This is a genomic window from Aliarcobacter thereius LMG 24486 (assembly GCF_004214815.1).
GTDB lineage: Bacteria > Campylobacterota > Campylobacteria > Campylobacterales > Arcobacteraceae > Aliarcobacter > Aliarcobacter thereius.
The window spans coordinates 1,394,816-1,407,875 of sequence record NZ_CP035926.1 but is presented as its reverse complement, the minus strand read 5'-3'; the positions used below and the strand labels follow the sequence as shown (position 1 = coordinate 1,407,875).

At 24.3% G+C, this 13,060-nt stretch carries 11 protein-coding genes and 2 tRNA genes; 4 read left to right on the top strand and 9 right to left on the bottom strand.

The window, feature by feature from the left end; all coding sequences use genetic code 11:
• Positions 1-7 precede the first annotated feature (7 nt).
• The 7 genes from ATH_RS07295 to selA form a co-directional block, all read right to left on the bottom strand.
• Positions 8-82, bottom strand: a tRNA-Gln gene (locus tag ATH_RS07295).
• 83 nt (positions 83-165) lie between these two features.
• Positions 166-906 (bottom strand): hypothetical protein, encoded by a 741-nt coding sequence (locus tag ATH_RS07290; protein ID WP_066181596.1) that lies wholly within the window; start codon positions 904-906, stop codon positions 166-168.
• Positions 906-3,041, bottom strand: coding sequence for a hypothetical protein (locus tag ATH_RS07285; RefSeq protein WP_066181599.1), 2,136 nt, complete (start codon positions 3,039-3,041; stop codon positions 906-908). Before ATH_RS07285 ends, ATH_RS07290 begins: the two co-directional genes overlap by 1 nt.
• A complete protein-coding gene (locus tag ATH_RS07280; RefSeq protein WP_066185526.1) occupies positions 3,038-3,988 on the bottom strand; it encodes a hypothetical protein in 951 nt (316 codons plus the stop codon). The genes ATH_RS07285 and ATH_RS07280 overlap by 4 nt, the downstream gene beginning before the upstream one ends.
• A 3-nt stretch (positions 3,989-3,991) precedes the next feature.
• The gene (locus ATH_RS07275) at positions 3,992-5,473 is read right to left on the bottom strand and encodes a UvrD-helicase domain-containing protein (RefSeq protein WP_066390167.1); all 1,482 of its coding nucleotides are present in this window, start codon (positions 5,471-5,473) and stop codon (positions 3,992-3,994) included.
• A complete protein-coding gene (gene selB / locus ATH_RS07270; protein WP_066181605.1) occupies positions 5,474-7,303 on the bottom strand; it encodes a selenocysteine-specific translation elongation factor in 1,830 nt (609 codons plus the stop codon).
• On the bottom strand, positions 7,296-8,645 hold the full coding sequence (gene selA / locus ATH_RS07265; protein WP_066181608.1) for an L-seryl-tRNA(Sec) selenium transferase: 1,350 nt from the start codon (positions 8,643-8,645) through the stop codon (positions 7,296-7,298). Before selA ends, selB begins: the two co-directional genes overlap by 8 nt.
• 88 nt (positions 8,646-8,733) lie before the next feature.
• Here selA and ATH_RS09835 point away from each other — a divergent pair.
• From ATH_RS09835 to ATH_RS07255, 3 genes are all read left to right on the top strand, one after another.
• Positions 8,734-8,832, top strand: a tRNA-Sec gene (locus ATH_RS09835).
• Between the two features lie 193 nt (positions 8,833-9,025).
• A complete protein-coding gene (locus ATH_RS07260; RefSeq protein WP_066185425.1) occupies positions 9,026-10,264 on the top strand; it encodes a tyrosine-type recombinase/integrase in 1,239 nt (412 codons plus the stop codon).
• A gap of 408 nt (positions 10,265-10,672) precedes the next feature.
• On the top strand, positions 10,673-11,242 hold the full coding sequence (locus tag ATH_RS07255; protein ID WP_066184613.1) for a hypothetical protein: 570 nt from the start codon (positions 10,673-10,675) through the stop codon (positions 11,240-11,242).
• A gap of 345 nt (positions 11,243-11,587) precedes the next feature.
• Here ATH_RS07255 and ATH_RS07250 read toward each other — a convergent pair whose 3' ends face one another.
• Both ATH_RS07250 and ATH_RS07245 read right to left on the bottom strand, forming a co-directional pair.
• Positions 11,588-12,235 (bottom strand): hypothetical protein, encoded by a 648-nt coding sequence (locus ATH_RS07250; RefSeq protein WP_066187572.1) that lies wholly within the window; start codon positions 12,233-12,235, stop codon positions 11,588-11,590.
• Complete coding sequence (locus ATH_RS07245) at positions 12,235-12,558, bottom strand: hypothetical protein (RefSeq protein WP_130234647.1); 324 nt, start codon at positions 12,556-12,558, stop codon at positions 12,235-12,237. Before ATH_RS07245 ends, ATH_RS07250 begins: the two co-directional genes overlap by 1 nt.
• A gap of 257 nt (positions 12,559-12,815) precedes the next feature.
• On the opposite strand from ATH_RS07245, the gene ATH_RS07240 reads away from it, so the two are divergent.
• Complete coding sequence (locus ATH_RS07240) at positions 12,816-13,058, top strand: helix-turn-helix transcriptional regulator (protein ID WP_066187567.1); 243 nt, start codon at positions 12,816-12,818, stop codon at positions 13,056-13,058.
• Positions 13,059-13,060: the final 2 nt, after the last annotated feature.

The following is a 13,060-nucleotide window of genomic DNA, read 5'->3' as shown; positions in this document are numbered from 1 at the left end:
TTAAATTTGGATGGGGTAGAAGGATTCGAACCTTCGGGTGACGGTACCAAAAACCGTTGCCTTACCGCTTGGCGATACCCCAGCAATTTAAGTGGACGAAATTATATACTTTATAATATTAAAATTAGATAAAAAGACTTGGCTTTTTTAGCTAGTTTTTATAAATTACTCATAAAATGCTGGAAGTGGAGGAAAAGTATCAAAAGCTCTTTTAATAGCAAACTCTATTTGGCTTTTATTTTTAACATTTTGGAAAGGATGAGAAAATTGTAGATATTTTATTGATTCATCTACTGATCTCTCTTTTTTATAAGTAAAAGCAACTTTTTTACCCATTTTTATACAATTATCATAGATATTTTTTGCATAATCATAAATATTTGGAAACTCTTTTGCATTTAGTTTATCTCCCCAACAAAAGAAGATAAATTTTCCATAAAATGGAGTTTCTCTTGGATCTAAGTACATAATATCTCTTTCAAATTCTGTATTTTGATTTGAATAATATTTTTCTAAATCTTCATTAAACTTACTTAATAAAATAGATGAATCTATATGAGGTTCTATTAAATTAAAAAGGTTTTTTATCTCTACAATCTTTCCTGCACAACTCTCTTTAAATGCTTGTTTAAAGCTTGTAATATATGTTTCACTTTTAAGCTCAATTAGTTCATCAAAATTATTAAAGTTTTGATCTAGTAAGAATTTATTTGAATCAAATCCAATAGGAGTTACAACAGGATTATATAAAAAAACTGTACCTATGATATTTTTCTTTCTACTATCTTTTGTTTTTATAAGCTCTTTTAACTCTTTAACTGTTATTTCGTTTTCTCCAAAATACATATAGCTTTGAGTTAAAAAAACTTCTTCATATTTAGTCTGAATTTCTCCAAAATATTGCATTAGTTATCCCTTTTATAATGTACATAAGTTCCGAAATCTCCACATTCATAGAGAAGTTGTTGGTAAAACTTAGTATCTTTAAAATCATTTCTTATTCTATCAAAATATACGGCACCACTATCTTCTAAAAATGCATTGTAAAACTTATCATTTCCATATAGATAAATATTATTACTATTCCAGTACCAACCAAGATTTTGAGGATATTCATCATAGTTTAAATCAAATAATGCAAGTTTTGCTTTTGAAATATGATATGTAATTTTTGCTTTAAATTCATTATCTACACTATTTTCATATGCTTTTTCATAATGTTTTACAGCAAGTTCAAGTTTATCTTTTTGTAGTTTTTTTGTATGAATATAATAAGTACTTCTATAAAAAGTTGTTAATCTATCTGAGTTCCCAAAATAACTAAGATTATACATAGCATTTGCAAAAAGATAGTTGTCCATAGAACTATTTTCATCTTTTTCTAATACTTTTTTAACTTCTAAAATATTGTTTAGAAAATCTTTTATTTTGATAGTTTTTTTAGCTTTATTTCTATTGTTTCCTTTTATAAAAACATTGAAAGGATTAAACTCCAACTCTTGGTTCAGAAATTCATAATTTGTATTAAGAGCTTCATTAAATTCTAAATTATTTATTAATATTTTTACTTTTGCCATTTCAAATGCTTCTTGATAATAACTATTCTCTTTCTCAAATCTTTTTTTGAAAGATTCTTGAATATACTCTTTTAGCTTAGAATTTTGCTTTGTAACTAAAAACTCTTCAAACTTTCTAAAGTTTTCTAAATCATCTAAATTTTCAAAATTTAAATACAAAGTATTATTTAGTAAAAGTTCTTCAAAAGGCATAGAGTTGTTTTTATATAAAGATGCTAAAGTTTGAACTGTATATCTAAAAACAGCATTTGAGTGATGATTTTCATTTAAAAATGGTTTTAGTTTTTCAAAAATCTCATTTTCAGTATCTTCATTTATTAAATTTAAAGAATTAAGATAAATAATAAATGATAGAGTTTCTACTTCATGAGAATTTGGGTACTCTTTTTGTAGCTGTTTTGAAACTTCTTCTGCTAGATTTAATTGATTTGAAAAAATATAAAAATATGCTAAAGAGATATCAACTAAATAGTTGTCATCTCTTTTTAAATTCTTTAAAATTTCAATATAGTTTGTGTAAAAACTTGTCTCTTGTTTTCTTTGAAAAATTGAATCAAGATTGAAATATATTTGAGACTCTAAAAGATTTTTATATAGTAAAAAATCTAGCCATTTAGAGTTTTTATCAAGATTATAGATATTTTGAATCTCTATATTTCTATTACTTGAACTATTTAATGCTCTCAAAGCATAGAACTTTGTTCTTTCTTCATCATTTTTTGATAGTTTTAAAAGTTCATTGAATTCTTCTTCACTTGTTATATGATGAAAATTATATAGTGCTAAATGTTGATTAATTGAATTATCAAGAAGTTTAGAAAATTCAAAAACTCCTTTTACCTTTTCACCACTTTTTACTAAAGCACCTGCATAAATCCCTTGAATCCAATCTTTCACAATAGTTTTTTCACTATTCTCTAAAAGATGTTTATATTTTTCATAAATAATTAAAGGCTCTTTTTTTTCAAAGTGAGCTAATCTTAAAGCAAGATAGAAATATCTTAGTTTTAAATAGTTTGAGTTTACTTTTTCTAAATTATCTAAAGCTTTTTCTACAAATGTTCCACACTCTATTTTTTCATCTTTTTTATAATAGTAGTAATAATCACGATATACACACTCTTCTTGCATTGCAACAAAATTGATATAATCTAAAACTTCTTTATTTTTTACTCTATCAAGATTTTTTCTTTTATATAAAAATTCTTCAATTTCTTCAACTTTAAATTCACCTTTGAACTCTTTTTGCCACTCTTTTAAATTCTCTTTTTTATTTTCTAAATCATAATTATAGATGATTGTGTTATATATTCCAGGACTTTTTAAATCTTCAGAATAAGATAGAAATACATTATCTCTTTTATCTAAAAAAAGATAGTAAACAGAATTTGGATCCCAATAATCAGCACAAGAGAAAAGAGATATTTGAAATGAAACTAAGAAAAAAACTATTTTTTTAATCAATTTGAACCTTTATTATTTATTAATTTTTGCAGATTATATCTATTTTTATATTTAAAAGTATAAAAAATTACTTCATTAAAATGGTTTTTTGATAAATTTATAAAGTCATTAAAAGCTATTTTTAACTCTTCTTCTTTTGAGTCTTCAAATCTTAAGATATCATTTTCATAAATATAAATTCCTTTAAAATAGTGACTTTTTAAGACTTTATATCTGCTATTTCCTAGATTTTTGAAATTCTTAGTAAAATCATTTTTACTGACATTTTCAAACAGATTTACAGCTTTTTTATCTCTAAATTGAACGGCTTGAGAATAAAGTGGAAGTGCTAATTTTAATTTTAAAGGATAAGTATCAAAATTATAGTGATATTTTTTTGCATTTTCATTATCTAAAATATAATTTCTTGTATCAAAATCTCCTAAATTTGACATATTATAATACATCAAAACTCCATAATCAACAGGTGGAACACCAGTTTTAGAATGAAACTTTATTTGATGAAGTCTTATTGTTGCACTTAAAATCTTATTTGATTCTTTTTTTAACTCTTTTAAGAATATAAAAAAGTTATTTTTTGTGCTTATACTCCAATCTGAATCTATTTGAATCTCGCTATAAGAAAAGTTAAATCTTTTCAAACTTTCTAGAATTGCTTTTACTAACTCTTTTGAATCGATATTTTGAAGAGTTTTATTTGTAATAAATATTACAGGTATAAAATCTTTTGGAGGGTTTTTTATGAAATTTGTTTCTATTATTTCAAGTTTATTTGAATACTTTATATCCAAAATTTTAATATACATTTTCTCATCTAAAACTTCTTCTTTATAGCTATTTTCCCATGAATAATATGAAAGTTCAAAATTATTCTCTTTTTTATAAAAAGAAAATAGTAGTACAAAACAAGCCAAAACTATAAATAAAAATATTAATATTTTTTTCAAAACTTACTCCAAAGATGCCAAAACAATAGAGCTTTTAACTCTTGTTGCTGCAACATAAAATATATTTAATTCTTCTTTTATTTTAAGAAAACTAAGATTTGATTTTGGATTTGTTATATCTTTTATTGTAATAAAATCATCAGTCATAATAACTTGTTCATACTCCATTCCTTTTGCTTTGTGAGTTGTTGTAAATATAACATCTGCTTCTTCTTTAGCACTTACTACAAGCTCTTTTGCTTTTTTATTTATCTCAAAAATATTATCACCATAAGTATTTATAAATTTAATTATATTTAGATATTCCTGATTTTTTGTCTCTTTTGCAAATGTTTCAAGCTCATAAATTGTAGAAAAAGGCTTTAGGTCTTCGACTGTGACTTTCTCATTTTTTCTATTTTTTAAATAAAATATTGAATAAACAGTTTGATTCATAAATGAATAAGAGCTATATCCACCTTCAAAATAGATCTTTTTTTTCTCTTGAATATATTTTATAAGATGACTTATTAGTGCAAAAGATGTTCTTGAAATTATACAAAATTGTTTTGAAAAATCAATATATGAAAGACCAATATTTGTTTCACAATCAATTCCACTTATTTTAAGATTAGGACTTTGATTTAAACTATATGCTTTGTTTAAATATCTTTGTAAAAAAGAAGCATATGAATCTGAAAATCTAAAACTAATTGTAAGATTATAAGAGGGTAAATCAATTTTTGCTAAAGCATTTGTTGCATATCTAAAGCTATAAATTTGTTGAAAATTATCACCAACATAGATTTTATTTGTTTTAAACTCTTCAACAATTGCAATCATTACATCGCTTATATCTTGTGCTTCATCAATTAAAATAAGATCAAAATCTAAAGACTTATTAAAAGCACTACTTAGATAATACATTTTTAGATAAAAATCATGAGTAGCATCAATTTGTCTAGTTTTCATAGCTTTTAAAACAACTTTTAAATGCTCCAAAAGTTTTTCTTCATTTTTATTTAAAAGTTCTAAAGTTTTTGCTATAAAATCACTTTGCTTTATAAAGTTTTCAAGAAGTTTTAAATTAAGCTCTTTTAATCTACTATTGCAATAAAAATTTACTAAATCTCTTAGAAGTGCTAGATATTCATTTGAAGCATAATATGAGTTGTTGTTTGTGTCAAACTCATAATATGAAATTAATCTATCAAGAACATTTGTTTTTAACTCATTTGTTAGATTATAATTTAAAGCTCTAGTTCTTTTATAAATAAAAGAGTGAATTGTGCTAGTTGTAAGATTTGGAACTTGAAACTCTTTTAATTTATCCAAAATAGATATTTGTAAAGATTTATTATATGCAAGATATAAAATCCTAAGCTCTGGATTTTTTTGTGCATACAAAAGAAGAGTTGTAGTTTTTCCACTTCCTGCAACTGCATTTATTTTAAAGGATTTTAAAGAACTATTTACAATAGTTTCCTGCTCTTTGGTTAATTGCATCTAGGCAAAAACTCTTCTGTTTTCTAATTTTTTTATATCACTAAAATTATCTAAATAATCCAAATAAGCTACAAGATATTTTCTACTTAAATCATATCTTTGTTTTAGATTTGAAATCTCTATATAGCCATCTTCTTTGATGATTTCTCTCATAGATTTTATTATAGAATTTAAGCTTTCAAAATGTATAAAAAGATTGTGTTGAAGTCTTATTACTTGTTTTTTTGCTGTTAAAGATTTTAAAATATCATCTCCTAGCTTTCTATCAATATCTAATTCATCATAGATATTATAAGGAGCAGTTGGATTTAAATTTTCATCTTTTAATCTTTTTAAGAAAATATCTTCTAAATCTTTTTTAATATCCTCTTTTATATTTGCACTTTTATATAGATTTCCATCTTTTACTAAAAAATTTTCATCTATTAGAATCTCAATTGCATTTTGAATAAAAGAAATACTAGCCCAAGGAATTCTAAGTGCTATTGAAGAGCTAGAAAGCAGGGCATATTGGTTTTTATTATAAATATTCTTTATAAAATTTTCTATCTCTTTTTTTGTAGAGTTTGGATAGATTACTAACTCTTTTTCATCTATAAAAACATCATCTAAATTTCTTGCAAAACTAAGTGCTTCTTCATGGCTTAAAGCAAATCTTTGAGTAGAAGAAATTACTCCTAAACCTTTTTTATGTGCTTCTAAAAGAGTTTTGAAAGCATCTTTAAAACTATTTTTGTAAAGTTTTGCAAGTAATTTTGATTTTTGATTTTTATTCATTGGATCAATAATTGGATTTAAAACAACTCCACCAGCTATTGTTTCATTTTGTTTTCTTAAAATTAGTTTTTCACCAAACAATGAATATATATTTTCATCTGCTTTAATTGTTGCAAAACCGTTTTCAAGGCTTGATTCAGAATCAAAAAGTAAAACTTTTACTTCTAGTTTTTTTGCCCCAATAAATAAAGTATAAATTTGATTATGAGTTAGTTCTTTGTTTTTTAAAGTTTTAAAACTGATATCAATTGAGTTAAAACCTCTTAAAAATCCTTTCTTTGTGATAATATCACCTCTATTTAGAAGCTCTTTATCTATATTTGCAAGATTTAAAGCAGCTCTATTTGAAATATCTGCAAATAAAGAGTTTTCATTATGTACTTGAATGTTTTTTATTTTTGTCTCTTTTTGAATATGGGGTAAAAATACTTTCTCTTCAAGCTCAATTCTTTTTCCAAGAACAGTTCCTGTTACAACTGTTCCAATACCTTTTACACTAAAAACTCTATCTATATAAAATCTGAAGAAATTTTCTTCCTCTTTTTGATTGTTATTTATTGTAAAAAGTGCAGATTTTAAATCATTTATAGATTTTTCATCAAAAATAGATACTTTTTTTACAAATTTTATATCAAAATCATATTTGCTTAAAAACTCTAAAATATTCTTTTCTTGCTCTTGTAAAAACTCATCTTCTACTAAATCTTTTTTTGTAAGTACAACTATTATATTTTTTATTCCAAGAAGATTTAAAATCTCTATATGCTCAATAGTTTGAGGCATAATTCCTTCTTTTGAACTAATTACAAGCATTACATAATCAAAACCAAAAGCACCAGCAATCATATTTTTTATAAGTTTTTCGTGACCAGGAACATCTATAAAAGCAATATTCCTTTGTCCAAAACTTAAGTTTGAAAAAGATAGATCAATAGTTATTCCTCTTTGTTTCTCTTCATTTGTGCTATCGCCTTCAAAGCTATTAAGAGCTTTTATTAAAGCTGTTTTTCCATGATCAATATGACCTGCTGTTCCAATTATTATATTAGCCATTTTTAAAAATCTCTTTTAGTTTTTTTTCTAATTTTTCTAAATCTTCTTCTTTTATTGTCCTAAAATCTAAAATTGCTTTGTCATTTTCGATTCTACAAATAATTAAGTTTTCTCTTAAAAGTTCTTCTATTTGATTTGCTTTAAAATCTTTATAATTTAGACTTAAAACAATAGTTGGAATTGTTTTATTTGGAGTTGTTCCACCACCAACTACGGTTTTTGACTCATAAACTTTAGTTTCTAAACTATGTTCTAAAGATTTTTGAAGATTTAAAGCTCTAGATTTAAGTACTTCTAAATTTGTATTTAATATTTTCAAAGTGGGGATTTTATCTAAATCATTTTTTATATATAAATTTATTGTATCTTCTAAAATAGAAAGAGTGATTTTATCAACTCTTAGCATTCTTAAAAGTTGATTTTGTTTAAGTTTACTAATTAGCTCTTTTTTTCCTACAATTATTCCAGCTTGAACACTTCCTAAAAGTTTATCACCTGAAAAGCTAAGCAAAGATGGATTTGATTTCATAAGCTCTTTTATGCTTGGTTCATCTTTACTTAAATTATAAGGAAGTTCGTTTATATGACCACTTCCCATATCATAATAATCAATAATATTTTGATCTTTTGCTAGACTTGAAATATCTTCAAAGCTAACTTCACTTGAAAAACCAACTATTTCATAGTTTGATTTATGTACTTTTAAAAGCATTGCACTATTTTCATTTATTGCATTTTTGTAATCTTTTAAATGAGTTTTATTTGTTGTTCCAATCTCTTTTAAAATAGCACCACTTTGGCTCATAACTTCAGGAACTCTAAAACTTCCACCAATTTCAACAAGCTCACCACGACTTACAATAACTTCTTTATTTTTACAAAAAGTATTTAAAATAAGAAATACAGCACTTGCATTGTTGTTTACAACTAAAGCATCTTCACAGCCTAAAAGCTCTTTTAAACTTTTAGTAATATGTTCATATCTCTCACCTCTTTGACCTTTTTCTAAGTTGTATTCAAGATTGTTGTATGAACTTGCGATATTTATTGCTTTTTCTAAACTACTTTTATCTAATAAACTTCTTCCTAAGTTTGTATGAACTATTACTCCAGTTGCATTTATAAGAGTTTTTAGTGAAGATGATGAGATGTTTTCATACTCTTTTAAAACACTATTTATAAGTAGGTTTTCATCTATTTTTTTTATTTTATTTTCTAAAATATCAGTTCTTAATTTTGCAATTTGCTCTTTTGATATTTTTGAAATTAAAGATTTTGCTAAACCTTCAAAAGCTTTGTTTGTGATAAACTTATCAACCTTTGGAATGGATTTTAGTAACATTTTTTACCTTTTAAAAATTATATATAAGCAAGATAAACACGATTTAATGCTTATTTAAAGAGAAGTATTATACTATTTTAACCTTTATGGAAGGTATGTGTATCTGGTGAGCACCACAGGCTTCAACCCTGACTGTTGGTTTTTGTGTAAACGCCAAGAGAGGTTCGATTCCTCTACCTTCTCGCCATAGATACTCCAAATTGATACAAAATAGTCTAAAAACTCCCTAAAAATCAACACTTATAAACAATCTTTAATCTAAGTAAATCTATAATAAACTACTTAAATATAAATATTTTTGGGTGTTTTTATGGGTGTTAGTAGAAAATACCACCCAATAAATTTAAAACACCACCCAAAAGATATAAAAGGGTGATAATATGGCTACTATAAATACTTTGAAAGATATTCAAATAAGACAAATTAAATCAAAAGATAAGGATTTCTTTTTAAATGATGGTGGAGGTCTTAGAATTAGAATAAAATCAAATGGTAATAAAATATGGGAATTTAGATATACATTTAATCAAAAAAGAAGAGTAACTACATTTAAAAGCTATCCAATTGTAAGCTTGGAAAATGCAAGGTATAAAAGAGATGAGTTTTTAAACCTATTAGCTAAAGGCATTGACCCAATAGAGCAAAATAGAGAAAAAAATCAAGAGTTATTATTGGACAATAAAGGAATGTTTTTAAATGTTGTTACAGAGTGGTTAGAATTAGAAAGTCAAAAAGTAAAATCAAATACTCATCAAAATAAAGTGAGAATTTTTGAAAAAGATATAAATCCATTTTTAAAAGATAAACACTTAAGAGAAATAACAAAAGAAGATATTGTAAGAATTATTAAAACAAAAGAGATACAAGCTCCAAATGTTGCTTCAAGAATATTTGCATTTTTAAGAGCATTATTTAACTATGCAATATTTAAAGAATATTTAACAAAAAATCTTTTTAGTAATTCAAAAGATGAGAGTAGATTTTATTTACAAAAACAAGAAGTCAAACATTTTTCTAAAATTACAGATGAAAAGATATTAAAGGAATTAGTAGAAGATATTTATAATTATAGAGGTATGCATTCTATTAGAAATGCTTTAAAATTCGTTTTACATATACCTTTAAGAGCTGAAAATCTTTGTAATTTAAAATGGAAGTATATAAATTTTGAAGAAAAATCTTTAACAATTCCAAGAGAACTTATGAAAGTAAAAAATAAAAACTTAGAAGATTTTAAAATACCTTTGAGTGATGAAGTAATAAATATATTAAATGACCAAAGAATATTTACAAGTCATCAAGAATGGGTTTTCTTAGGTTCTGATAATAGAAATCCTTTAAATAATGAAAGTCCTAATATGGCTTTAAAAAGAATGGGCTACAACGATGAGAGAAAAGGAAAAAAACAAAGGTTGCACGGCTTTAGAGGAACATTTAGAAGTTTAATTGATACTTTAGATATTGATAATAAGTTTAGTTTTGAAGTAAAAGAGAGAGCTTTAGACCATCAAGAAAATAATCAAGTAGTAAGAGCATATAACAATAAAGCTGATTATTTTGAAAGGCTTAAACCTTTAATGGATTTTTGGAGTGATTATATTTTAAGCCTAAAGGATTAAATCTGTTTTTTTTGTATTACTTTTTTTTAAAAAAGTAATATAAGGCGTAGCCGAGTGGAAAAAATAACAACAAAAATTTAATATATTAAGGATTTATAAATTTTAACTAAATATTAGTTTGTTGAAAATCTTTGATTTTCCCCTAAACAGATAAAAAAGAGAAACAAGCACAAAAAAAGCTAGTTACCATATAAAATGAATTAATTACCTACAAAACCATAATAGTTACCTTGCAAAATCAAATAGTTACCTATAAAAATGAGATAGTTACCTCAAAAAAGCTGTTTTTTCTCCAAATTTGTTGATTTGTAGAAAAAATTGAATAATTAAGAGAGGCAGGATACGGGGTATTGGTTCTTATTGTACGGTTTTAATTTCTTTAATGATATAATTCAAAAAAGGAATTAAATGAAAAGTATAAGAATTGAAGTAAGATTAAATAGTGAAGTAGAGAAAGAAGAGCTTTTTAAGATAGCAAAAAAAGAAGGATATAAAACTTTTTCAGAATTTTTTAGAGCTAAAATGAAAAAAGATTTTTCAGAAATATATAGAAGCCAATTAAATACATTTGATTTAAACTCCGAAAATAAAAGTATGAATAAATATATAAAGTTTAATGTTACAGAAGAAGATAAAGCTTTGTTTACTAAAAAAGCTTTTGATAATGGATATAAAAATATTTCTACATTTGCAAGAGAAATGTTAAAGTCTAGTTTATCAGAAGATTATGTAAATGAAATAGAGCAGCTTGAAAAATTAAGAATAGATACTATGAGAACAAGACAAGCTATTGCAAACTTATCATCAAATATAAATCAAATACTAAAAGCTTATAATAGTGGAGAGCATCCTAGCAGATGGATAGAAAGAGATTTAGCAAATAGAGAAAATCTACTTCCAGAAGTTAAATATCTTGTAGCACAAAATAAAATGATTACAGAAGAATTAGACAAGATGATTAAGAAAAGAAAAGTTTAAAAGATGATTTAATGAGTAGTGGTAACAGGATAGGGTGATAAGTCCTATCCTTTTTATTTAATATGCTTTAGTAATAAGTACTATACATATTAAAACTATTACCACTATAAGAAAATTCACAATAATCCTTTTAAAGTCGCTCCCACCCTTTAAATTGCTACACTACCCGCAAAAAAAAAGGTAAAGCTAAAAAGCTCTACCTTTACACGACTTTGTGGATTATCAGCCCACTTAAAAAATTATTTTGTGCATTTTCTTAACGGTGAAATTATACAAGAATTAAAAATAGTTGTCAATATTTTAAAACTATACCCCGTATCTTTTTTTAATAGGGGTATAAAATTTTTATACTACCTTTTCATTATCTGGAGTTTTAGATTTTTCAATTTTTATTAATTCTTCTAAATAATTCATTTCTTTAGTAATATTAAGTAAATCCGTTAAATGATTAATATGATGATAATCCTTTGAACTAAAAACTACCATTGGATATGCTTCTTTTTTAGAATAAATTAAAAACCATACTCCTATAATTTCATTATTTTTATTAATTTCATCTTCTTTTTTGAAGTCTGCTATATCTTTTAAATAAATTTCAATATATTTCTTATATTTGAAAATTATTGAATACTCACTAAAAATAAGTTTATTTTCTACTATTTTTAGATTTTTTTTTACTAATAGAGCATATATAAAAACTAATAATGAACAAAAAAAAGAGATAAAAGTTAAATAAGTAATAGTATAAAAAAAAGATATTAAAGAAATAAAAATAGTTAGCATAAAAAAAATGATGATTTTTTTACTAGGTTTAAAATTAATTTTTATTGGTATTGGTTTTTCAAATTTATTTATAATCTCTTTTTGTTTTACTTTTTGAAATTCTAGTAGATTATTTAGTTCTTGGAGTTTATTAATTGTAAAATTACAATTTTCATAATAATCTCTTACCGCTACCCTTGAATTATTACCTTGATTAATTGTTGTTTGCACTACTTATCTCTTAAAAAATTCATAAACTGGAATTGGAATTCTTCTTCACTTCCAAATTTTTCAATAGCTTTTTTAATTAATCCAATAGTAATATCATCAAACATATCTTCTTGTTTTTTATCATTAGAATTTTTTATATAATCTCTTCCAGCTGCTCTTGAATTATTACCTTGATTAATGATTGTTGAGTTTAAATCTCCAAAAATCTCATTATAAATACCAAGTTCACGGCATTTCTTCTTTAATGCAGTTATTGATTCTCTTTGTTTAATGCTTGAAATTGTAGAAACTGGAATCCCTGTTTCATTACTTAGACTTTGCAAACTGGTTACATTATAAAAATTAAGTAACTTATCATAAAAATTAGAAAAATTATTCATTTAAAACCTTTTTTAAGTAATTATACATATATTTAAGTAATATTTAATATATTAATACTTATAATTACTCAAATATACTTATTTTTATGTATTATTCTTTTAAATTGCACTGTTAAAGCAAAATAGTAACAATTAGTATATCAGATATTACATAAACTTACATTTATTTACATAAATAATCAAAAAAAGGAGAAATAAAAATGAATATTACAGAAATAAAAGAAAGTATTTTAGAAGAGCTTATTACTATGAATTCAGAAAATAAAAACTGGTTAAATACTAAAGAGCTATCAAAGTATTTAAAAGTTTCTATAACTCAGCTTGAGATATGGAGAAGAGAAAGTTTTGGACCATCTTATTTAAGACTTGGTAAAAGAAGAATTTTGTACCCAAAAAGTGCTATTGCTGATTTTATAGTTTCAAGTCAAGTTAAGACTTTATAGCT